This is a genomic window from Glaciecola sp. SC05 (assembly GCF_041380235.1).
Taxonomy (GTDB): domain Bacteria; phylum Pseudomonadota; class Gammaproteobacteria; order Enterobacterales; family Alteromonadaceae; genus Glaciecola.
Map to the genome: position 1 here is coordinate 49,449 of NZ_JBGIYY010000014.1, position 24,054 is coordinate 73,502.

Below are 24,054 nucleotides of genomic sequence, written 5' to 3' on the forward strand. Positions count from 1 at the left end.
TAATATGAATCAGAGCGCTTATTTGTTCACTTTTGCCCAGTATTCATTCACGGCTTGCTTCATCTCTTTTCGCAGCATCATGATACCAAATAGATTCGGTAAGGTCATGACCACAATTGCCACCGCCGATAGTGCCCATACTAGTGTAGTATCGGAAATAGCGGCCCAGAAGAAGCCTGCAACATAAACAACGCGATATGGCATTACCGAAGCAGGACCCAACAAATACGTCATTGCCCGATCGCCATAATACGACCAAGCGATAGCTGTTGAAAACGCAAACAGCAATAGGCCTACCGATACTATATATTTACCAAATTCTCCGAAGAAGCCTTTGGTAAATGCGATCGCTGTTAGATTAGCAGAGTGCACCAACGATTTACCCTCAACCACAATATTAGGTCGACTTATTTTACCATCTGAAATTTTAAGCGTACCGGTAAATGGGTCGTCTGGAGAGCCCACAGAATAAGTAACATCTTCGGCAAACGAACGGGCATTAATAAGCGTATATCCACCGCTGATGGCAACCCCATTCACCACTTTTATTTCGCCTTCAAATGGCGTAACCGAAGCCCCTTCATAATCATTTAAAAAGCGATACATTGCTCTTACGTCATCTTGATCACTTTCGGCGTACTCTCCGGCGATAAACATCATGTCGGTGCGGTCAAAAATATTGTCATGTTTTTGGTTCCAAACGCCCGATGACAAAATAACTAAACCGGTAACGGTACAGATAATAATAGTGTCGATAAATGGTTCTAAGATAGACACCATTCCTTCAGAAACTGGCTCTTTGGTTTTAGCTGCAGCGTGTGCAATAGGCGCAGAACCCTGACCCGCTTCGTTTGAAAACAGGCCCCGATTAACACCACGATTAAATGCATAAGCTAACGAAGCGCCTAAAAACCCACCAGCCGCCGCTGAGCCACTAAATGCATCACCGATAACTGCGACAAACGCAGGACCAATGTTGCCAAAATTAGCAAATATAACCGCTAACGCACCGATTAGATAAACCGCCGCCATAAATGGCACAATTTTAGAAGTCACCGCAGCAATGCGCTTAATACCGCCAATAATCACCAGTCCAAGCAGAATCGCGAGTGCACCACCCACATATGCAGGTGGGAATCCAAAGGTCGATTCCATGCTTGTCGCAATACCATTACTTTGCGGCAAATTCCCTGTGCCAAAAGAGCTGATTACGGTCGCGACAGCAAACGCTACCGCTAGCCATTTCATGTTCAAACCTCGGTCCATGTAATACATTGGACCGCCGGCCATGGTGCCATCGTCGGTTTTAACGCGATATTTATGAGATAGCGTTACTTCCACAAATTTAGTCGTCATACCCAAGAACGCCGTTGCCCACATCCAAAACAATGCAGCCGGGCCTCCTAAGAATATAGCGAAGGCAACCCCACTAATATTACCGGTACCCACTGTCCCAGAAAGCGCCGTAGTAAGACTCTGAAAATGGGTGGTATCGCCGGGCTCATCGCCTTTATCAAATTTACCCATGACCACTTTCCACGCATGTTTAAAAAAGCGTATTTGTGGAAATTTTAAATAGACGGTAAAAAATGCACCAACGCCTAACAGCACGAAAGGGAACCATTTGGCACCGCCTAAATAGCCGTCCAGCATATTAAAAAAATTGAGTATGGCATCCACGTTTGTGTTCCTTATCTTTTTTATTATTTATCGTTACAAAACATTCATTCGACAGACATCTTATCTGCCGTCGTAAACTGATTTAGCCCCTAAGTTTTGGGCTAACGGCTCTAATCGCCACGAGTAGGTCTTCACCTAACTGTTGGCAACGCACTGGCGACCAGCCAAAACTTGCATCGGGCAAGTCGGCGTTGTCTTTAAACGGCATCTCTAAGGTATAAGATAGGCAATCGAACTTATGCCCTACCGCGTTGCACGCTACGGTCAGGTTTGATTGCCCTGGGGCGTCTTTGTCGTAACCGTAAGTATCTTGAAATTCAGGCGTTGTCGCCATTAGGCTTTGCTTAAACAGTGTTTCTAAATCTGCAATGCGCTGATTGTAATTTGGGTTGCCTTCAGTACCTGCCACAAAGTTATATGGCAGCGATTCGTCTCCATGTACATCCAAAAACAAATCAACGCCGGTCTGCTCCATCTTTTTGAGTACATGATACACTTCCGGGCTTCTCTCAAGAGTCGGGTTGGCCCACTCTCGATTTAAGTTAGCGCCCACCGCATTGGTGCGCAAATGCCCTCTTACTGAGCCATCTGGATTCATATTAGGAACAACAAAAAATTGATTGTGCTCTAACAGCGCTCTGGCAGTGCCATCTTCTTCGTCAAGCAAACGGCCAAGTAAACCTTCAACTAACCATTCGGCCATAGTTTCACCTGGGTGCTGGCGAGCCGTTATCCAAACCTTATTTTTCTTCACACCCTCATCGGTACTGTCATCACCAATAACCAAGAGGTTGATTTCTCGTCCGTCGAGCGTGGTACCAAGCAACTCATGAGAGCAATCGAAAGACATTTGCGAATCGGCAATTAAATGCAGGTGACGCTCATAGCTGTAGGGCGCAAAGTATGCGAAATATATGCTGTCGTACTCAGGCGTAAAATCAATAACGATACTATCGCCATCAAAGGTGGTATCTACTCTAAACCACTCATTGCGGTCGTAAGATGCAACCGCTTGATAATCTTTCCATCCATCAGGATAAGCCGATTTAGCGAGTTCGTTAATTTGAATGCGATGGTTAATAAACGGTGATGTATGCAGTTTAAAATGAAACCATTGATAAAAGTCTGATTGATTGTCTTTATTAATTGTAAGCTGAATATCGCTAGGAGAATCTGCGCGAACAACATGAATGTTCCCGCTGTCAAACTGGCTATTTATTTTCATTATTGTTTTGCCTGTTAGATCACTTTAAAAAAAGTGTAGCACATGCATTGCCGATGCGAGAAGTAAGATATTAAATTTGATGTGGAGAATTGGGGCTTAGCGATGATTTTTTAAACAATTGTATGGCGCTAATAAAGCTTGAAACATAATAAGTGCTATTTCACCAAAACGGCGTTGATATATGATAGGTTCATTGGCCGGCCATCAACTTTCATTATAATAAGTTTGATGGGTTTGGGTTGGTTTTTCAATCATCCAAACGTCGGCACAGGCATCGAAAACCGGTCATATTAAATTTTTCGGATTTTTGAGTTGTCGCACCCTTGAGTCGACGTTCAAGGTAAAACGGCAATACTACACCCCCCAAATCAAGCTCATTGTTCAGTCGTTTTCTGACCTCTTTTTTGACATCCTTGAATACCACTATTCAAGGATGAAAAGTTGTACTGGTGGTACAGCAACCCAAAAAATACCAACGACATCGCCCAGAAACCACTTTGTTGTATCAATTGGTAGAGAGCAAGCTTGCCTGATTAGGATTAATCATCGAGCCTGGTTTACTGATTTACCATCCGCTATCACTGGTATTTTATGTGCATCCAGAAAAACAAGCACTCGCAGAGCACCTTACCGAGGGGCTTCAAATAGCGCTCAATAATGGTAAGCATCAGCAGTTGATTGATAGATATTACCCTAATTTGGCCTTTCGCTTGAGACTAAGCGAAAGGCGCACATCATCCCGAGGCAATCCAAATTCACCAAAAGCATTGTCCGGTTTAACACCAAGTTAATCTACTTTTACCCCTTTGTTGTTTATTAACAACAACGGACGAACTTAATCTCCTTTTGCGGCTTGGTATTTTTGCTTTGCTAGCTCGAGCTCTTGATAGGCTCTAAGTATATTTGGATTTTCGTTAATTTTTGCAACTAAAACTTCTGCATATTCTCTTTGTTTTTTATCGAGCTGCCGGCGAATTTTCATGGTGCTAGGCTGATTTCCAGAATCAATACCGTCTCGAGTCTCTCGACCGGTGATTCTGGAGACAAAATTTGCTTCACAAGTTCGTTCCTTTAAACGACTAAACGCTTGTATAAGCTGAGTTTTGCAAGTCACCTTAAAATCATCGTCTTCAATAACTTCATTCAACATACCAAAAAATGCATCTTCAGCTTCGTGTAAATTATCACGATAAAAGACTAAATGTTGTTCGCCTACAACATCGATGACTTCAGTATCATTCTCATTAACCGCAGCGGATTGCTCTTGTTGACCGACTTGATCTTGAAACGCTTGAAGTTGAAATGCTGTTAATTGAAGTAATAAGGCCGCGGTAAATAGAAAAAGTGCGCCGCAGTTTCTTGTGTAGTTTCCAATCAAATTCTTTGTCATGTGATTCTCCTTTAGATACATTGCTACAACTATGTTCATATTTACAATCATGAGTGAAGTTTATTGAATGCCACAAATAAAACGACTGAACGTAGGTATAGATAAACAAAGCTCAGTATATGCCCTTTGTTTATCTATGAGTGTGTCATTATGTAACTTATTGAAAGAATTTATCTTTAAGAATAAATTCGCTTATGGTTGCTTTGCCTTTGCTTGGCTGGCCTTTGCATCCGCTGCGAGCTATTGGGTTACGTTTCACTGGTCCAAACGTCGGCATAGCCCTCGATTTGGAGTCATTGCCAAATTTTGATTTATCGAACCCTAAAGCGGCCGTTCATGCGTAGTCGTTCAAATTTCATTACTAATTCCTTTTTACTATGTTTTTGTAGCACATTGCATTTATTGATGCAATTTGCTACATTTCTCCAGCTATAATAATCGGAGATGAAAATGGCGACTTCAAGCGTTAGGTTAGATCAAGAGCTCGTAGAAAAAGCCGCAATAATGGGTAAGGCGCTCAACAGGACAACACCTAAACAAATAGAACATTGGGCAAAAATTGGTGAGATAATGGAGGATAATCCTGACTTACCATATGAATTCGTTAAACAAGCCGTTATTTCTCAAGCGCAAAAAGAAGCAGGAAAACTGGAGCCATATAATTTTGGCTAAAATAACGACAGTTTTACAAACTGAGAACTTTAAGAAAGTAGTTAAAAAACTTCATAAAAACCAAAAAACTGATTTAGACAAAGCAATCAGGGCCTTAGTTGAAACACCTTTGTTAGGAGAGCAAAAGAAAGGTGACCTTTCTTTTATGCGTGTTTATAAATTTAAGATGGTTAAGCAGCTAACTCTGCTAGGGTATAGCTACCAAGATGAGGAAATTATCTTAGAGTTAATTGCCCTTGGTTCACATGAAAATTTCTACCGGGATATTAAAAGGATCTATTAGATAGACAAGGTTCACTCCATAAATGAAATGACTGCAAAGCCCTCGATAACCGGTCATATTGGAATTTTGAGTTGTCGCACCCTGGAGTCGACACTCACAAAGAACTTCAGAACTACTTTCTTTACGATTCACTCAAAAGTAAAGCTATGTTATTCTTTACTAACAAAGAAAAAGTAAAGGTTAAATAATGAAAGTAAGTACCAAAAGACAAATAACACTTCCGGTTGAGGTTTGTTCTGTTGCGAAGATTGATAAAGGCGATGAAGTAGACACCTTCGTAGATAGGCATGGCGTTATCTCCATTGTTAAAAAATCAGTTGGAGCAGCAAATGGTTTGTTGAGAGGCCTTGAGGCGGACCTATCAGTTAATGAATCTCAATCACTTCAAAGTGCAATTAATCAATGATTGCGATTGATACAAATATATTGCTCCGATATCTGTTAGATGACGATGAGCAACAAAGTCCAAAAGCAAGACAATTAATTACTGGGGATGTTGAAGTATTAGTTACTGATGTCGTTTTATCTGAGACTATCTGGGTACTTACCGGCAAGCGCTATAACTTACCAAGAAAAAGCGTGATTGATGTCATCCATGCCTTGTTTGCAGAACGCAATATAAAGTTCGAAGATTCTCAAGCAGTTTGGCGCGCATTAAAAGACTTTATTAACGCAACACCCAAAAAAATTAAAGGAAAAAGGAAACAAGCGAACTTCCCTGACACTCTTATTCTTAATAAGGCTCTTCGATACGGCGAACTGAATAATATAAAGATCTCTCAACTTTTTACTTTTGATAGAGCAGCACAAGAAATCGATGGCGTTATTGAACCTCAATAGCGCATGCATTGGCATAAAAGTTATTGTAGTTGTGTGTCGGCAAAGCCCTCGAATAACCGCCATATTGATATATTGATTTGTCGCACTCTAAAGCCGCCATTGAACCTTGTTGTGCTGACAGTTGGCAACACGGCATAAGCGATCATACATTGCCCAAATTTTTGTGAAAAGTTTGTATTGCGCATATAGGCAAAAGTTTCATCGGGCAATTATTGCTAACCGAATAGAATTTTCATATTGTCAGTGATGTATAAAGGCTCTTTACAACTACCAATAACAAGTATTTTTTTAGTATCCGGATGAAGATGTTTTTTGATCGAGGGATGCTTATCAACAGCTTCTAGTTTACAGATACCGACGACACTGACAAATTCACCGTCAAGCAAATATGTCTCTTTTGCCCGCAAAATATGGGTGTCAAAAAGTACCTTTATTGCTAACTTTGAATAAAACATACTCATGAATTCTTTAAGGTTAGACTCAATTTTTTCAAATTTGATATCGCCTTGATTTAAGCTACTGATAACTCCAATATCATACTGATTGATATCGTTTATATTCCTACTCAGAAATTCAAAGGAGCTATCTGTTCTTATCAAAGCATACCATCCGTTATTTTCTACAAGGAAATCGTTTTTGATTTTCTCTGATTGCTCTAACTTCCAATTGTGCTCTTTGGAGTGCCAGTCTGGGTCCCTTTGCTCTCTCGAATTTAATGTAAAAAATGTCGTCTCATGAATAATAGCTGCTTGTTTAAATATTGGTGAATGATGAGTTCTAAAAGCTATTACTTTACCTTGCACCCGAGCATATTGACCTTCCAATGCAGGTGACAGCTTTTGAATAGGTTTTTTGAATATACTGTTTAGGTGTCTTGTCTGCTTACTAGGGACTAAGACCAATATAAGCAAGAAAATAACAACGATTGCTATAATTAACAATGGATTCATAGTCTTTCTCACCTACTTTCTTAATGAAATGTCATTTTTATTTCGCATCAGAAATGCATAGATCGATTTTAAGTGTTTATAAATAAAAATGGCACGAAATGATTTTTTTGAAGCATAAAGAATCGCTCAAAGAAGATCAAATTATAGAGAATAGTTATGAAAGGTCTCTTGCGCAGTTCAGTCATTTGAATAGGCTCTACTAAATTTCTAAGCATTGCTTGGACAAAATTAATTTACCTAAAACAACTATATCTTAACTGCTAAATTTTGCCCTTCTATGAGGATTTTGAAACTTCAGCTTTCTTCAGTAATGCTAATAATATTGATCACGAAATGTCAGCATTTGGCACTTTTCTACCATTTAAGTAAAAATTTTTATAACTTGATTGCCAAGTAAAAATATTAAAAATCATCATCGTCGGACAACAATCAATGTTTGAATCATCGACATTACACAACATGATAAACAAGGCAGCAATAAATCTTTATTGAGATTATTACTGCCTGTTCTCATTTTTGCCTGTGAGAAATACGGGTATTACAGCGGGATGCAGGGAATAGACACCCCAGCCATATCGCGAACTACCCGCATGACTTGACAGCTATAACCAAATTCATTGTCGTACCATACGTAAAGTGTGGCGCGATTACCTGCAACAATGGTTGCTTGAGAGTCAACAATAGCAGCCGCCCTCGCTCCCACTAAATCGGTCGATACAATTTCTTTAGATGCCGTGTAGTCAATTTGATGAAGAAGTTTAGAAAACAGTGACGTTTGTTGCAAAAATTGATTGATCGTTTCTTTATCTAACTCAACTTTTAAATTGAGATTCAAAATCGCCATCGAAACGTTTGGTGTAGGTACCCTAATGGCATTACCTGTGAGCTTGCCCTCTAGCTGAGGATAGGCTTTAGCAACGGCTTTTGCCGCACCCGTCTCAGTGATGACCATGTTAAGCGGAGCAGCCCTACCGCGACGATCGGCTTTGTGATAGTTATCAATCAAATGTTGGTCATTAGTAAATGAATGCACAGTTTCAACATGACCATTCTCGATGCCGTAGGCCTCATCAATGGCTTTTAAGACCGGAGTGATAGCGTTAGTGGTGCAGCTTGCCGCTGACAAAATAATGTCGGAGTCAACAATGTCTCGATGATTTACGCCGTGAACAATGTTTTTTATTGCACCTTTACCAGGAGCGGTTAATAGCACTTTTGCCGCGCCTTTTGCTTTGAGGTGCTGTGATAGACCTTCTTCATCTCGCCACATCCCGGTATTGTCAACCACAATGGCGTTGTTAATGCCATATTGGGTATAGTCAACTTCACTTGGGTGATTTGCGTAAATAACCTGAATATAGCTACCATTTGCCTTGATTGCATTGCGCTCAGTGTCAACGGTAATACTGCCGTTAAACGGCCCGTGAACAGAATCACGACGCAGCAGACTTGCACGCTTTTCTAGGTCGCCTTCTCGCCCACCTCTAACCACAATTGCGCGCAATCTTAATTTATTAGCCTTGCCCTGACGCTCAATCATCAATCTTGCTAGTAAACGTCCGATGCGACCAAAGCCATAGAGCACAACATCCTTTGGCTCCTGACTATCATTTTGGTCGACAACGTCAACTAAAACACTGCGTAGATAAGCAACTAGGTCAGTTTGGTCTTTGGCAGCACCGTAATGAAAAGCAAAAGCCAATTTACCGATATCTACCTCGCAGGGAGAAAGTTTCATTTGGCTTATTGCCTCAAGCACCGGCCAACTTTCACGGAGTTTTAGTTTTTCACCTTCAAATAATCTAACGCTGCGGTGCGCCTTTATAACATCTATCGCACTGGCATTTAGGAGTGTGCGCCCGTAAACGGTTATTTCGACCGCATGATTGCGATAGAGATTGCCAATGATCGGCTGCATGCGTTCAGCGTAATCCTGCCGCTCTTGCCAACTGCTTTGAAGTTGCTGTTCAAACTGCTGATTCATTCAATTAGACCCTGCATTAATGAGTGTTGAGACTGGTTTGATAAACCACGTGTGCGCGCATTCTATGCAAACTGCGCTAAAAGTCCAAACTGGTGAAAACTTACAGTTTTAAGACAATCAGCAATTAAAGTCTAAAAAGCTAGTAATTAATCTTCAAATTGAAGCATGGAAGGCCTATTTATCTTCGCAAACGGGCTATTTACACAATGAGGACCATCCGAAAAACAAATAAAATGAAACAAACTTTCAGAATATATTTTCTTTTTTACGACCAATGTCTCGACAGCGCATGTTGTTTTCGTCACTGCCTGCACGCCATCGATACAGCTCTGCAAATCCAGATATCTGGTAACCCAAGACAACAAGGGTAGTGACTAGACCAACATTCAGTAGCGATCAATAAACATATTGGCACTTACCACTGCATACCATTTAAATACTCTTAAACAGTCGCATGCTGTGGGCGGGCATTTCAAACAAACCGTCAATATGTGAGCTCTTGCAATCTTGCTGGTCGTTACAGGCGGTGTCTAGCATGCACTTCCAACGATTAGGTTGAGCCAGCACGTCGAGTTCAAACTGTTTTGGTGCATCTGCACTGTTAATACAAAACACCCACTGCTGTTGAGCCTGCTTCATGGATGTTTGAGTACCAACGATGTGCAGCGCAAAGCAATGATGCTCATGATTGACCCAATCGATATCACGTTTGTGACTGCCATCCCGACGATACCACTCAGCAATCGCAATATTTTCTTGATTGCTGAACTGATCATCGGCGAAGTGCATTTGTTGTAATAATGGGTGCTGCTGACGCAGCGCAATGACATATCGACAGAAAGCTAGAAACTGCTGCTGATTATCGGATAAATTCCAATTGAAATAATTTAACTCATTGTCTTGGCAATAAGCGTTATTATTACCCTTTTGCGTGCGGCTTAGTTCGTCACCGCCTAAAACATGCGGCGTTCCTTGACTTAGAATAAGAGTGGCGAATAGGTTTCGCTTCTGCTGCTCTCGAAGCGCAATGACGCCCAGATCATCGGTTTCGCCCTCGACCCCGTAATTGCGGCTAACATTATGGTTATGTCCGTCTCGGTTTTCTTCTAAGTTGGCCAAGTTGTGCTTTTGTTCGTAGCTCACTAGGTCATGTAGCGTGTAACCATCGTGATAGGTCACGTTGTTGACACTAGCATGCATCGGTCTCAGGTTTTTACGAAACACGTCCCTAGATCCCATCAAACGCGTTGCAAACTCGCCTTTTAATGCTTTATCTCCTCGCCAAAAACCGCGCACACAATCCCTGAACTTATCGTTAACTTCCATCCAGCTAGCTGGAAAATGGCCAAGTTGATATCCGCCAGGCCCAATATCCCAAGGTTCTGCAATTAGTGCAGCTGTTTTTAACAATGGGTCTTGTTGAATCATTTTGAACAAACTTGCATGACTACGATATTCATTTTGCTCTCGACCCAAGGTAGCGGCTAGATCAAATCTAAAACCACTCACTCCCATCTCACTTACCCAATAGCGCATCGCGTCCAATATCAGTGATTGCATATAAGTGTCGGCAACTTTAATAGTATTTCCACAGCCAGAATAATTGATGAATTCGGCATGATCGGTTTCGTCATTCTGTTCAATTATATATGCATGGTTCGCACACAGTCCCTTGAAACTCAAGACTGGGCCATGAGCGCCCGCTTCTGCTGTGTGGTTAAACACCACATCTAAAATCACTTCGAACCCTGCTTCACGGTAAGTTTGAATCATCAATTTACATTCAGCTAAGGCATCTTTGCATGCGTAGCGAGGCTCTGCAGCGAAGAAATTTACCGGGTTATAGCCCCAATAGTTAGTTAGGCCCTTCGCGACGGCAAAAGGCTCCGGCATGAAGCTCATTAAAGGTAAAAACTGAATCGACGTTACCCCAAGCGTCTGTAGGTGCGAAATCACCGCAGGATGCATAGCACCAATATACGTACCCCGATGCTCGTTCGGTACATCAGGATGCAGTTTGGTTAAACCCTTTATATGAGCTTCGTAAACTATTCGCTCGGCGGCAGGCACAGTTTGCGGCATAAATTCTTGGTTTGCAGGACCAATGATAACGCCTTTAGGCACCATCGCATGGGAGTCACCTTGGTATTGATTAGGGTCCCAATTAATAGCTCGACTAAGTGATTTGGCGTAGGGGTCGATGAGGAGCTTTTCGACGGAAAAATCGATCAGATTTTTATGTTGTTTGGGCTTAACCCTTAAACCATAAAACTGCCCTGCTTCTACATTTGAGATGCAACCAAACCACTTAGACTGTATGCGCTCCTGTAAGGCAATTTGCGCAATAGCTTGCTCATTTTCATCAAATAGGCACACAAATACTGCTTCAGCATCTGGGCAATAAATTGAAAAATTGCAGCCTTTATCGTTAAGCGTTGCGCCAAAAGGATGGACAGAACCCGGTAATAATTGAAAAGGGTTTACACTAGAAAACGAAATTTGCTCACTCATTGCACATCACTTTTAAATAGGGGGAATTTCATTTACATACCAACATTACCGTCGCCAAGGGAGGTACATTAATACTTAAACTATAGGGCATATCATGATGTTGCTGATGCTTAGCGGTCGCGCTTTTCTTGGTCACATAATCACTGCCACCATAGCGGCTTTCGTCAGTATTTAAAATAAGCTGATATTTACCACTTTTAGGTACACCAAAACGCATATTATCGTGAGGAACAGGCGTAAAATTACAGATCACCAAGACCACCTGTTCGGCGTTTTTACTCATGCGCACGAATGACACCATGGATTGCTCAGCGTTGTGCAAGTCACCCCACTTAAAACCGCCATGCTCGTGATCAAGCATATGCAACGCAGAGTACCTTTGGTATACCTTGTTTAAATCTGCATATAAGGCATGGACACCTGCGTGCATGGGGTGCTTTAGGACATCCCAACGCAATTGCGCATCATGATTCCATTCAACAGGCTGCGCAAATTCATTACCCATAAACTGTAACTTTTTGCCCGGATGGCCAAACATAAATCCATAAAAAGCACGCAAATTTGCAAATTTTTGCCATTCATCACCGGGCATTTTATCTAGCATGCTGCCTTTGCCATGCACCACTTCGTCATGGGAAATCGGCAGCACAAAATTTTCATCATATGCATACACCATGCTAAAGGTCAGTTCACCATGATGAAATTTTCGGTAAGCGGAGTCTTTTTCCATATAGCTTAGAGAGTCATTCATCCAACCCATATTCCATTTAAATCCAAAACCTAATCCGCCTGCAGATACAGGCCTTGAAACCCCAGCAAACGAAGTAGATTCTTCAGCAATGGTAATTGCGTTAGGAAATTGTTCGTAAACGGCTGTGTTCATCCATTGTAATAAGCTAATTGCCTCGTAATTATGATTGCTGCCGTCTACATTCGGAACCCACTCGCCATGATCCCGTGAGTAGTCTAGATATAACATTGACGCCACGGCATCAACCCGAATGGCGTCCACATGAAACTTGTCAAACCAATACAAGGCATTGCCTACTAAAAACTGGCGGACCGTATCTTTACCAAAATCATAAATGTATGAATTCCAGTCTGGATGCCAACCTTTCTTTGGATCCTCATATTCGTATACACAGCTACCATCAAACTTGGCTAAACCATGTGGGTCTTCAGGGAAATGCGCAGGTACCCAGTCGATAATTACGCCAACGCCTTGTTGATGACACTGATCAACAAAGTATTTAAAACCATCGGCATCACCGAAGCGACTAGTGGGCGCAAACAAGCCAACTGGCTGATAGCCCCAACTGCCATCAAATGGGAACTCAGAAACCGGTAGAACTTCAATATGGGTATACGACATGGATTTTACATAGGCAACCAAATCTTCCGCCAACTGCTGATAACTCAAGTAGGTTTTATTAGGGTCATCAGGCCGTTTCCATGAACCTAAGTGCACTTCATAAATACTCATCGCTTGCTGGTAAGGATGCTGATTTTTACGATTCAACCATTTTTTGTCTTGCCAGCGATACTGAGAGTGATCATAGACCACCGAGGAATGTGAAGGATATTGCTCTTGCTGAAACCCAATCGGGTCAGACTTATCGGCTAACCTATGGCCATGCTGATCGTGTATAGCAAATTTGTATTTCATGCCTGCTCGAACACCCGGCACGAAAAGTACCCAGTATCCAAGATCGGTCTTTTGCAAAGGATGCTGCTGCGCGTTCCAAGCGTTAAAGTCACCAATTACTGCCACCGCACTCGCATTAGGCGCAAACACGGCAAAGCGAACGCCCTCAATGCCTGCATCTGCGGTAATTAATTGCGCCCCTGCCTGTTGATAAACATTCTGTGGTGCATGATCGATAAAGTGCACGGCATGATAAGCCTGTGCGGTGAACTGGTAGGGATCAACATATTGGTGTTCACCCTCTTCCAATGTGATGTTGACTCGATAAGGAAAAACTAAATGCTCTTGCTGAAGGCTGGCGGTAAAAATACCATTATGATTTGGCTTCGCTTTAGCAATAATAGCACTGCCATCAGCATTTAAAATACTCACGCCTCTGGCAGTAGGAAACAGCACTTTGATCAACACCGTGCCATCAACTTGTACCTGCGGGCCCAAAACGGAAAAAGGCTGCGGGCACTTGCCCGCTAAAATTTGCTGTTCTAAATTCATAATGTCCCTTGTGTATTATTCACTCGCATTATTTACTCTCGTTTTGTCTGTTCTGCGTTAAAGCACCGGCTAAAGCGAGCAAATTAGCATTGCCAAATATTTCGTCCAAATTGTGCGTTAGCTTGCGCCGCCAATTTGGATATTCGGCAAACGTTCCCGGAATATTAACGGGTTTATCCATTTGTAACCAGTCTTCTAACTGTAAACTGAGCAAGGCACTTGAACCTTGGGCCATATGCTTTTGCATACCAAAATTAAGTGCTTCGGTCATACCAACTTGGTTAACGTCGTTACTTATTTGCTCAGAAATAGAACCATGGCCATGCAGGGTATTTAGTATATGCTGTTTATTTTCGTGACGCTCTGCAAACAGATTTTGTAATACAGCTTGATCAGGATATATACCTAACTCACGGCCTAAATTCAGATCATCGCAGTGCCAATAGCCGCTGAGTGTTGGCATATCGTGAGTCGTCAATGTCGCCATTGATTGCTCTGGATAGTGAGACGGTGAATAAAATCCACCATCTTCAGCCTGCTCGAAAAAGAATACGCGATACGAAAATACGCCATTGGCCTGCAGTTTTTCACGGATTGCCTCGGGCACAGTACCTAAGTCTTCTCCAATCACCAGAGAGCGATGCCGCTGACTTTCTAAAGCTAAAATGGCCAGTAGCGCATCAACCGGATAATTTACGTAAACACCATCACTTGCATCGTCGTCATTGTGCACCCACCAAAGCCGTAAAAGCGCCATAACGTGGTCAATACGAAGCGCCCCAGATGCTTTCATATTCGAGCTAAATAAATCGATGATAGGCTGATAAGCTTGCTCAACCAGCATTTCAGGATCCATCGGAGGCAACCCCCACTTTTGTCCAAGAGGTCCCAACACATCAGGCGGCGCACCAATGCTAACATCGGTACAATATAAGTCTTTATTACTCCAAATTTCAGCACTTCCATCACTGACACCTACCGCCAAATCTCGATACAATCCGATAGACATACCCGCATCGGTAGCCGCTTTACTCGCATTTTCAAACTGCAGTTGCGCCTGAAATTGCAAAAACATGTGAAACTGCACACTGGATGCATGCTTTTTAGCAAAGCGCTTCACTGCGGGCGAGTCGGCGTTACGAAACTGCTCTGGAAATACCTGCCAGCCCCAATATTCCTCACCCTGCTCTTTCAGATACATCTGCAGCGCCTCAAATATCGCTAGCCCTTTAAGGCTGTCTCCACCCGCTTCGACAAAAGCGTCAAACTCACGTTTTTGTGGCGATGCTTTGCTCAGGTGCTCGACCTGATATTCCGCGAATATTTTTGACAATGCGGTAAGTTTAATCTCAGCGACCGCGGCATAGTTCACCCATTCTTCCGCTCTTAGCTTAGCAAGTCTGGCGGCAATACCTTGCTCTTCAAACCAAGTGCGTACGGCTTTCGATTGAAAGCCATCGACTTGTTCAACATCGATATATAAATAATTCAACCAACGACGCGAACTTGGACCATATGGAGAGCATGCATCCGGATTCGCTGGGTATAGTTGATGAATAGGATTCAGCCCGATGAAGTCAGCGCCTAGCTGCGCCGCATGCTCAGCCAAATAAATTAAATCTGTAAAATCGCCCATGCCCCAGTTGCGCCCACTTCGCAGACAATATAGCTGAACCGAAAAGCCCCATGATTTTTTACCTTTTTGGATAGCTTTGGGTATAAAGCAACGCTGTGGTGCCATGATGAGCCTTGCCGAAGCTAGTTTTTTCCTAGCCAGATATAGCTCGATAGTATGGTATCCAAGTGGCAACGATAGCGGCAGATCAACTGCGTATTGATGCCATTCTAAACCATCAATCTCTTGAGCTAAGAGTAAGGTCTCGTCTACGGCTTGAAATTTGATACTGTGTTTAACACCCTCTTCAGTGGTAATGCGTAAACTATAGTTAGCAGCCGCATCAGAAATAACGCAGCGCATGACCACTTGTAAATTGTCATTGCCTCTGAATACATAAACGCTGTTGAGAGGTGTTTGCCATTCTATAATCGCTTCATTTTCGAGTTGCGTTAACAAGGCCTCTTCATTATCTACAGGATAACCCAAGGTTTCTAACAGCTTAATTTGAGTTTGCCGAGCAATCACCGCTGGTTTACCCCAAGCGTCAATAAACTCAGTGCCTATGCCCCGTTGCTCAACAAGGTGTTCAATAAGATCGGTCATGTTCTATGTTCCTGCTAAATCTTGTGTGCACATATTCGGTGAGAACTTGCTCGCCGAGCTCTGTTGACGAAAGAATGATAGTTTGCATGATTCATATCAATTATGCGATGAAAAGCTATATCCATTTAGCTTGCTCAAATCCATTTCACTCTTTATTTACATTTCTGTAATTTAACAACATATTATAGACTAACCTAGGCTTTTATGTTTAAATCATGTTTTATTTTCGTAATTAAACAACAGGCTCATTTGAGTCTAAAAGGTGATTTTCTATGGCAATAAATCTTGGAATTAACGGATTTGGTCGTATCGGCCGCTTAGTATTGCGCGCAGCAGCGCAGCGTTCAGACATTAATGTAGTTGCTATTAATGATTTGTTAGACGTTGATTACATTGCCTATATGTTAAAATACGACTCTACTCATGGTCGCTTTGACGGTACCGTCGAAGTTGTAAATGGTGATCTTGTAGTGAATGGCAAATCGATACGCGTTAGTGCAGAGCGCGATCCAGCAGACCTTGCTTGGGACAAAGTCGGTGTTGACGTCGTTGTTGATGCTACTGGCCTGTTTTTAACCCAGGAAACTGCTCAGAAGCACATTCAAGCAGGCGCGAAAAAAGTGGTGCTGTCTGCCCCATCTAAAGATGATACGCCGATGTTCGTAATGGGCGTCAATCACCATGAATATAATGGTCAACAAATCGTATCAAACGCCTCTTGTACAACAAACTGTCTTGCACCATTGGCCAAAGTCCTCAACGATAACTTTGGTATTAAAGACGGTTTAATGACGACCGTTCATGCAACGACAGCCACTCAAAAAACAGTGGATGGTCCATCGCACAAAGATTGGCGCGGCGGTCGTGGCGCACTACAAAACATTATCCCCTCTTCAACCGGCGCGGCAAAAGCCGTAGGTAAAGTTATTCCAAGTCTGCAAGGCAAACTCACTGGTATGGCGTTTCGAGTGCCAACTGCTGATGTTTCGGTGGTGGATTTGACTGTCAACCTCGAAAAACCGGCTAGCTATGCTGATATTTGCGCCGCACTTAAACTTGCCTCAGAGACCACCCTGAAAGGAATTTTAGGCTACACAGAAGATGATGTTGTTTCTCAAGATTTTATTGGTGATAAACATTCATCCATTGTCGATGCAAAAGCGGGCATAGCACTGACCGATACCTTTGTGAAATTTGTAGCATGGTATGACAACGAAATGGGCTATTCCCATCGTGTATTAGATTTAGTTGCGCATATTAGCGAGTAATTAGATTTAGTTACCAAGTCCTATTGGTCATCAAAAGAGCGCACTTATCCTGCGCTTTTTTTGTATTTTACGCCGTGCCCAGAACTAAATTGCTTGTCTATAAACATCGCTTATAAACATAGATGAAACTGCTTTACTTGGTTACACTAACGAACAACAACATAGCCCTGAGCGTTATTGAGCACATAGATTATGCCATCTCCTGCAAACCATATGCCTGATGAACTAAAAGACATCATCAACGCAAACCCTAGCGTCGAGTTTGAGCAAGCCCGATTTGGAGCTTGTTTATTAATAAACAATCATGTTGCAAGCGCACGCATATCATTATTTGGCGGGCACCTCCTATCTTATGTGCCTAACGTTGATAAACGCGACAGGCTGTGGCTCAGCGAAAAGGCGATATATGACTCTGAGACCCCGATTCGTGGAGGCGTGCCGATTTGCTGGCCGTGGTTTGGTGCAAACAAACGGGTAATTGGTGCGCCAAGTCATGGATTTGTAAGAACCCAAATTTGGACACTATTGAAAGTTCAAGAAACTAGCAATAGCGAGGGCAAGATCATCGACACTGTCTGTACGCTTGTACCTAGCCAATTAGGACTTCATGAGGTACCAAAAGGATTAGAACTGATATTGAACATAAGCATAGGTAGCACTTGCGAAATCAAATTGAGCACCTACAACAATAGCCAGCAGACCATCGCTTTGTCACAAGCTATTCATTCCTACTTCGCCATCTCAGACATTCAGCAAATAAGCATTCATGGCCTTGACTCAAATTACTATAATAAATTAGATGATAGTGCTGGCAATCTTAGTCCTAAACCTTATCAAATAGTCGGCGAAACCGACCGTGTTCACAGCCTGCCTCCATTGCCAAACAACAGGGTCAAACAAAACATAAGCATAAGCGAAAATCAAGCGGATATGGTAAATATTGAGCAGACTGGACACAATGGTACGGTAGTTTGGAATCCTTGGATAAATAAGAGCCGCGGTATGAAAGATATGAGTTCTAAAGGCTATAAAAAAATGCTGTGTATTGAAGCGGTGAGTGAGCCAGAAATATTACTATCGCCAGGTCAGCAACATGTGCTAACCCAGCAATTTCGCTAAGCATGACTAATTAAGATTTTGTATCGGCAATGGCTTTAGCAGCAAGCTCAGTTAAAATATGCCACTGCTTGTCTTCTATAGCATCGCTAGGCGCCACCCAAGAGCCGCCCACACATTTCACATTTGGTAGTGCAAGATAATCTAGATAATTACCGGGTCCAATTCCACCCGTTGGACAAAAGATGGTGTTGGGAAACGGCCCGCCAATGGATTTAAGCGCTTTCACGCCCCCTGCAGCCTCTGCAGGAAAAAATTTCAAGTGATCATATCCAGCGTCGTTTGCTTTCATTAGGTCAGAGATATTCGAGACACCCGGTATGAGCGGTATGCTGCCTTCTTTACCTGCAGCTAATAAGTCAGCAGTCAAGCCAGGGCTTATTGCAAACTTAGCCCCTGCCTCGGTAACCGCTTTAAGTTGCTGGCGATTAGTGACTGTGCCTGCACCAATATAAGCTTCTGGCATTTCTTTTGCGATCCTTTCAATGATTTGCATCGCTGAAGCAGTTCTTAATGTCACTTCAAGTACATTGATGCCGCCTTTTAGTAAGGCTTCAGCAATCGGTAGCGCATCTTCCACATTTTCAATCACTAGCACCGGTACTACAGGCCCTTGATCGAAAATGTCTGCAGACGTATTTTGCCAATTATTTATCATCTTGTATTCTCTGTGTTTGTTGAATTAAATACGCGAGCGCGCCCAGTAAACCATGGTCGGGCTCATTAATAAGATAAGTAGGGATAGTATTGACATAATTTGACATCCCTCCCTTTGCTTCAAATTTTTCACGAAAGCGGCTTTGCAAAAAGAAATCCTGAAGTTTACTGGTGATACCACCGCCAATAAATATGCCGCCAGTAGTACACAAGTTCAGCGCCAAATTACCTGCAAAGCTACCCATAATCTGGCAGAAATGCGCGATGGCCTTATGTGCCATTGGATCGCTGTTGTCCAAGCCCGCCGAGGTTACATCAGATGGTTTAGAGAATTTAGGGACAATGCCGGCATCCTCGCAAAATGCGCAGTAAATATTAACGATACCGCGCCCTGATAGTGCCTCTTCAGCCGACGCGCGACCAAACTTTTTAAACAAATAGCGCCAAATGATAAGATCGTCTTCATCAGTAGGCGCGAAGTCTACATGACCACCTTCACCGTCAAGGGTATGCCAGCCGTTTTGAGTCCACGTTAAGTGCTCAACCCCCAAACCAGTGCCCGGACCAAACACCGCGATATTGCCATGCTCTTTAGCATGCCCTTCGCCGATCTGTATTACTTGATTGTGATTAAGGTGAGGCAGTGAGTGCGCGATGGCGGTGTAATCATTTATCACATCTAGGTGATTGAGCTTTAGATGCGCTTGTAAGGCTCTTTTCGAAAATGACCATGTATGGTTAGTCATTTTTACAAGGTCATCGTTAACAGGGCATGCTATCGCAATACAGCCAGCCACAAATTGGCTAGTTGACGTTTCTTTTTGAAAATGCAAAATCACATCATCAATGGCCTCAAAGTCTACGCACAGGTATTTTTTGATCGTCGAAATCCGACCATTTTCAACCAAGCCTAAGCGGATATTGGTTCCCCCGACATCCGCGACAAACTTCTGACCTAGGCTATTCATGCATCCAATTCCGGGTTTTGCTCAAAAAATAGCGAACACGCACCCTGCTCTGCACCCGATAATGTAGAGCGCATGCCGGCAAATAATTCACGCCCCATGCCGTGATGACTTTCCGTCAAATCGATTGAGGCTTGCTCTCGGCTGGCTAACTCCTGCTCAGATACATGTAAGGTAATGGCGTTAGTGGTCGTATCAATCTCAATGATATCCCCTGTTTTCACTTTGCCTATCAAGCCCCCTTTATAAGCTTCAGGCGTGAGGTGAATGGCAGCAGGCACTTTTCCTGAAGCACCAGACATGCGTCCATCTGTCACCAGTGCAACTTTAAAGCCACGGTCTTGTAATACTCCTAGCGGCGGCGTTAGTCTGTGCAACTCAGGCATGCCGATCGCCGAAGGCCCTTGAAAACGTACAACAACAATACAGTCACGGTCCAGCTCACCTGATTGGAACGCGGCATCAAGCGCATACTGATCTTCAAACACAACCGCCGGTGCTTTCATGTGGCAATTCGGCTCTCGTAAGGCTGACGTTTTTATTACCGCTCGGCCTAAATTACCATGCAGCACAGATAAGCCACCATCGGGTTTAAATGGGGTTTTGATATCGGCAAACACAGTGGTATCGAATGATTCACCCGGGCCGTCTTCCCACACTAATTCACCATCTTTTAATTTTGGTTCTTTCGTATATTGATCTAGACCCTTTCCACAAATTGTGGTCACGTCATTATGAATCAAACCGCTGTCCCTGAGTTGTTTGAACAACAATGACATGCCGCCCGCAGCGGTAAAGTGGTTGATATCCGCTGAACCATTCGGATAAATACGGGTGATAAGAGGGGTAGCGCGCGAAATGTCAGAAAAATCATCCCAGTTAATGATCACGCCGGCTGCCCTTGCAACTGCCACCAAATGCATGGTGTGGTTAGTTGAACCGCCGGTAGCGAGCAAACCAACGATACCATTAATCATTGCTTTAGCATCTACAACATGACCAATTGGCGTATAGTTGTCACCTAAATCAGTCAGTCGAGTAACCTGGCGCGCCGCGGCATCGGTTAGTGCATCGCGTAATGCAGTGCCGGGGTTTACAAACGATGAGCCTGGTAAATGCAGTCCCATTATTTCTACTACCAGTTGATTACTATTTGCAGTGCCATAAAAGGTACAGGTGCCCGCACTGTGATAAGACTGAGATTCGGCTTCAAGAAGTGCTTCGCGATCTGCTTTTCCTTCTGCAAATGCTTGTCTGACTCGTGCCTTTTCTTTATTTGGTAAGCCTGAGGGCATCGGTCCTGCCGGCACAAAAATAGTCGGCAAATGGCCAAAGCTCAATCCGCCCAACAGAAGACCAGGGACGATTTTATCGCAGATCCCCAGCATCAGTGCGCCGTCAAACATATTATGCGATAAGCCAATGGCAGCGCCCATTGCGATATTGTCGCGACTCATTAGACTCAATTCCATACCAGGGTTGCCCTGGGTCACGCCGTCACACATAGCCGGCACACCGCCCGCAAATTGAGCTACGCTGCCAACAGCTGTTATTGCATCTTTTAACTTTTGTGGATAGCTTTCATAAGGTTGATGGGCACTGAGCATATCGTTGTAAGACGATACAATGGCAATATTTGCTTTTACCATACTGCGAAGATCTGATTTATCTTCTTTGCCACACGCCGCAAACCCGTGGGCTAAGTTTCCACACGATAGTGCGCCGCGATGTGGGCCTTGTCTTCTGGCCTTGTCTATTTTAGACAGGTATTGAGCGCGAGCCTTTTGACTTCGCTCTATAATTCGATCGGTAACATCCTGAATAATCGGATTCATATTTCCACCTATGGGGCCCAAATTAAGTTAACGTTACAATTGTCACAAACCGCTTTAATGGGCTTTTCGATTGCGGTATGTTGAGACAATGCTTGTTCTAATACTGTGCGTTTTTTATCACCGCTTATGTGCAAAAAAACATGTTTACTTGCAATAATACTTGCCAAACTTAAAGACATCCGTTGATGAGGTGCTGTGGTCGGCTGCGTCGCCAACACTAACTGTTTGCGGTTAAGGTTTAAGCCTTCAGCAATCTGCTCCGAACAAGGAAACAGTGATGCGGTATGGCCATCTTCGCCCATACCCAATATCAACACATCAATCGGCATGCCCATATGTTCGAGGCGTGCGCTGATTTCCTCTACTGCGTCCTCTGCGTTGTCATCGGCGGTAGTCATTGAGATAAAATTTGCTGCACCCGCTCTATTTACCAGCAAGTTTTCTCGCACTAGCTTCTCATTGCTAGCCTCATGAGTAGCGTTTACCCAACGCTCGTCAACTAAGGTTACATTAACTTTTGCCCACGCTAATTCAATATTTGATAGCGCTTGAAAAAGTGGCTTAGGCGTCGATCCCCCGCTTACTGCAATGGACGCAGTTCCTTTTTCTGCAATAGCATCTTTTAGTATACCTGCAATTTGCTGACTAAAAGCATTGACCAATTCTTCACTATTTGCATACTCATGATTTTCAACAGACACAGCTCATACCTTCTTTTTAATTTTACTTTCGTACCAACTGCGGCCTTCTTTTGCGAGCAGCCCTATTGAAGAAACGGGTCCCCACGTACCGGCTTGATATTGCTCAGGAGCTTCGCTAGTGCTTTTCCATGCTTGCATAATTGAGTCTACCCACGTCCATGCTTGCTCGACCTCATCTCGCCTAACAAACAAGGCTTGATTACCTATCATGACTTCAAGGAGGAGTTTTTCATAAGCATCGGCTATGCGTTGGTCTGCAAACTCCTCAGAAAAACTCAAATCTAGTTTTGATTTTTGTAAGTCCATAGAGCCCGTGCTTGTCAGCCCAGGGACTTTATTCATGATGGTGACTTCAACGCCTTCTTCAGGTTGTAACCTTATGACCAGTTTGTTTGGTGGTAATTTACTGAAACTCGCGCCAAATAAATTGTGCGGCTGACGTTTAAAGTAAATCACAATTTCACTGGCTTTTGTTGGCAGTCGCTTACCCGTTCTTAAATAGAATGGCACGCCCGCCCAACGCCAGTTATCGATTTCAACTTTGAGGGCAACAAAGGTTTCTGTGCGGCTTTTTTGGTTGGCATCTTCTTCTTCCAAATAACCAGGCACTTCATGGCCAGACACAAACCCTGAGGCGTATTGTCCTCGCACTGTTTTATCATGAAAGTTGGAAGCATTAATTGGACGTAGCGCTTTGAGTACTTTTAGTTTTTCATCGCGAATACTGTCAGCATCAAGCGTAGTAGGAGGTTCCATCGCGACCAGTGACAATATCTGCAAGAGGTGATTTTGCACCATATCACGCATCTGGCCGGCGTCATCAAAATAGCCCCAACGCCCTTCAATACCAACGGATTCAGCAACACTTATTTGCACATGATCAATGCAGTTATGATCCCAGTTAGTCGCAAAGATAGAATTTGCAAAGCGCAACGCTATCAAGTTAAGCACGGTTTCTTTGCCTAAATAATGATCTATGCGATAAATTTGTTTTTCAGAAAAATATTCAGCAACTTTGTTGTTAATTGCTTTTGAAGACACCAAATCTTGTCCGATAGGTTTTTCAAGCACCACACGCACGCTTTCATCGATAATTTTGGCACTGTCCATACCTTCGCAAATATTACCGAACAACGAAGGTGCAGTGGCAAAATAGCATACCATTGTCCGATCAACGTTTACGTGCTCGCAAAGCGCCGAATATGATGGGGCATCGGTGAGATCGATTTTCACGTAATCTAGGCGTGCTTCAAATTTTGTCCACGTTTCTTCGCAAAGCGCGTCTCCAGAGAAGTTTTCAATATTGTCTTTTACTAAGTCTAGGTACTCTTCGTGCGTTACCTCTTGACGGGCCACGCCAACAATTTTGGTGCCTTCATGCAGAAGTTTAGCTTTTTCTAGCTGATATAATGACGGGAGAAGTTTTCGTCTTGCAAGGTCGCCTTTTGTACCAAACAACACAAAATCAATAGGTTCATATTTTAGTTCAGATACCATAATTGCCTCAAATGAGCATTGGAATTCAATCACTTTTGATGTTGCACACAGTAAACAATAAA

20 protein-coding genes are annotated in these 24,054 nt (G+C 43.1%); 7 read left to right on the forward strand and 13 right to left on the reverse strand.

From position 1 onward, the window contains the following. Positions 1-18: 18 nt before the first annotated feature. Both AB9H30_RS13400 and AB9H30_RS13405 read right to left on the reverse strand, forming a co-directional pair. Positions 19-1,653 (reverse strand): alanine/glycine:cation symporter family protein, encoded by a 1,635-nt coding sequence (locus tag AB9H30_RS13400; protein WP_371195268.1) that lies wholly within the window; start codon positions 1,651-1,653, stop codon positions 19-21. A 109-nt stretch (positions 1,654-1,762) separates the two neighbouring features. After that, positions 1,763-2,905 (reverse strand): M14-type cytosolic carboxypeptidase, encoded by a 1,143-nt coding sequence (locus AB9H30_RS13405; protein WP_371195202.1) that lies wholly within the window; start codon positions 2,903-2,905, stop codon positions 1,763-1,765. A gap of 593 nt (positions 2,906-3,498) precedes the next feature. Between AB9H30_RS13405 and AB9H30_RS13410 the strand changes: the two genes are divergently transcribed. Then, positions 3,499-3,696, forward strand: coding sequence for a hypothetical protein (locus AB9H30_RS13410; protein ID WP_371195203.1), 198 nt, complete (start codon positions 3,499-3,501; stop codon positions 3,694-3,696). 44 nt (positions 3,697-3,740) lie between these two features. Here AB9H30_RS13410 and AB9H30_RS13415 read toward each other — a convergent pair whose 3' ends face one another. Beyond that, positions 3,741-4,295 (reverse strand): hypothetical protein, encoded by a 555-nt coding sequence (locus tag AB9H30_RS13415; RefSeq protein WP_371195204.1) that lies wholly within the window; start codon positions 4,293-4,295, stop codon positions 3,741-3,743. Positions 4,296-4,745: 450 nt separating this feature from the next. Between AB9H30_RS13415 and AB9H30_RS13420 the strand changes: the two genes are divergently transcribed. The 4 genes from AB9H30_RS13420 to AB9H30_RS13435 all read left to right on the forward strand — a co-directional run bounded on the left by AB9H30_RS13420 (position 4,746) and on the right by AB9H30_RS13435 (position 6,090). Beyond that, positions 4,746-4,967 carry a hypothetical protein gene (locus AB9H30_RS13420; RefSeq protein WP_371195205.1) on the forward strand — a complete coding sequence of 74 codons (222 nt, stop codon included), beginning with the start codon at positions 4,746-4,748 and terminating at the stop codon, positions 4,965-4,967. Then, entirely contained in the window at positions 4,960-5,250 is a 291-nt protein-coding gene (locus AB9H30_RS13425; RefSeq protein WP_371195206.1) for a type II toxin-antitoxin system RelE/ParE family toxin, read from the forward strand. The genes AB9H30_RS13420 and AB9H30_RS13425 overlap by 8 nt, the downstream gene beginning before the upstream one ends. Positions 5,251-5,437: 187 nt before the next feature. Further along, the gene (locus AB9H30_RS13430; protein WP_371195207.1) at positions 5,438-5,656 is read left to right on the forward strand and encodes an AbrB/MazE/SpoVT family DNA-binding domain-containing protein; all 219 of its coding nucleotides are present in this window, start codon (positions 5,438-5,440) and stop codon (positions 5,654-5,656) included. After that, complete coding sequence (locus AB9H30_RS13435) at positions 5,653-6,090, forward strand: PIN domain-containing protein (protein WP_371195208.1); 438 nt, start codon at positions 5,653-5,655, stop codon at positions 6,088-6,090. The genes AB9H30_RS13430 and AB9H30_RS13435 overlap by 4 nt, the downstream gene beginning before the upstream one ends. Before the next feature lie 215 nt (positions 6,091-6,305). On the opposite strand, the gene AB9H30_RS13440 is transcribed toward AB9H30_RS13435, so the two are convergent. The 5 genes from AB9H30_RS13440 to malQ form a co-directional block, all read right to left on the reverse strand. Beyond that, entirely contained in the window at positions 6,306-7,040 is a 735-nt protein-coding gene (locus tag AB9H30_RS13440; RefSeq protein WP_371195209.1) for a hypothetical protein, read from the reverse strand. Positions 7,041-7,578: 538 nt separating this feature from the next. Beyond that, entirely contained in the window at positions 7,579-9,024 is a 1,446-nt protein-coding gene (locus tag AB9H30_RS13445; protein WP_371195210.1) for a glyceraldehyde-3-phosphate dehydrogenase, read from the reverse strand. Between the two features lie 432 nt (positions 9,025-9,456). Beyond that, complete coding sequence (glgX, locus tag AB9H30_RS13450; protein WP_371195211.1) at positions 9,457-11,535, reverse strand: glycogen debranching protein GlgX; 2,079 nt, start codon at positions 11,533-11,535, stop codon at positions 9,457-9,459. Between the two features lie 28 nt (positions 11,536-11,563). After that, on the reverse strand, positions 11,564-13,732 hold the full coding sequence (glgB, locus tag AB9H30_RS13455; RefSeq protein WP_371195212.1) for a 1,4-alpha-glucan branching protein GlgB: 2,169 nt from the start codon (positions 13,730-13,732) through the stop codon (positions 11,564-11,566). Positions 13,733-13,760: 28 nt separating this feature from the next. Beyond that, complete coding sequence (malQ, locus tag AB9H30_RS13460) at positions 13,761-15,953, reverse strand: 4-alpha-glucanotransferase (RefSeq protein ID WP_371195213.1); 2,193 nt, start codon at positions 15,951-15,953, stop codon at positions 13,761-13,763. A gap of 272 nt (positions 15,954-16,225) precedes the next feature. Between malQ and gap the strand changes: the two genes are divergently transcribed. Together gap and AB9H30_RS13470 are read left to right on the forward strand one after the other, a co-directional pair. Then, a complete protein-coding gene (gene gap / locus AB9H30_RS13465; protein ID WP_371195214.1) occupies positions 16,226-17,221 on the forward strand; it encodes a type I glyceraldehyde-3-phosphate dehydrogenase in 996 nt (331 codons plus the stop codon). 192 nt (positions 17,222-17,413) lie between these two features. Continuing rightward, the gene (locus AB9H30_RS13470) at positions 17,414-18,340 is read left to right on the forward strand and encodes a D-hexose-6-phosphate mutarotase (protein ID WP_371195215.1); all 927 of its coding nucleotides are present in this window, start codon (positions 17,414-17,416) and stop codon (positions 18,338-18,340) included. 10 nt (positions 18,341-18,350) lie between these two features. Here the strand turns inward: AB9H30_RS13470 and AB9H30_RS13475 are convergent, their stop codons facing one another. Genes AB9H30_RS13475 through zwf form a run of 5 tightly spaced genes read right to left on the reverse strand, consistent with a single transcriptional unit; the run spans position 18,351 to position 23,992 of the window. After that, complete coding sequence (locus AB9H30_RS13475; RefSeq protein ID WP_371195216.1) at positions 18,351-18,995, reverse strand: bifunctional 4-hydroxy-2-oxoglutarate aldolase/2-dehydro-3-deoxy-phosphogluconate aldolase; 645 nt, start codon at positions 18,993-18,995, stop codon at positions 18,351-18,353. Beyond that, positions 18,985-19,962: a glucokinase gene (glk, locus tag AB9H30_RS13480; RefSeq protein ID WP_371195217.1), complete on the reverse strand. Its 978-nt coding sequence runs from the start codon at positions 19,960-19,962 to the stop codon at positions 18,985-18,987. The genes AB9H30_RS13475 and glk overlap by 11 nt, the downstream gene beginning before the upstream one ends. Further along, on the reverse strand, positions 19,959-21,794 hold the full coding sequence (edd, locus tag AB9H30_RS13485; RefSeq protein ID WP_371195218.1) for a phosphogluconate dehydratase: 1,836 nt from the start codon (positions 21,792-21,794) through the stop codon (positions 19,959-19,961). The genes glk and edd overlap by 4 nt, the downstream gene beginning before the upstream one ends. Positions 21,795-21,802: 8 nt before the next feature. Then, positions 21,803-22,495 carry a 6-phosphogluconolactonase gene (pgl, locus tag AB9H30_RS13490; RefSeq protein ID WP_371195219.1) on the reverse strand — a complete coding sequence of 231 codons (693 nt, stop codon included), beginning with the start codon at positions 22,493-22,495 and terminating at the stop codon, positions 21,803-21,805. 3 nt (positions 22,496-22,498) lie between these two features. Next, positions 22,499-23,992 carry a glucose-6-phosphate dehydrogenase gene (zwf, locus tag AB9H30_RS13495; protein WP_371195220.1) on the reverse strand — a complete coding sequence of 498 codons (1,494 nt, stop codon included), beginning with the start codon at positions 23,990-23,992 and terminating at the stop codon, positions 22,499-22,501. Between the last annotated feature and the right edge of the window lie 62 nt (positions 23,993-24,054).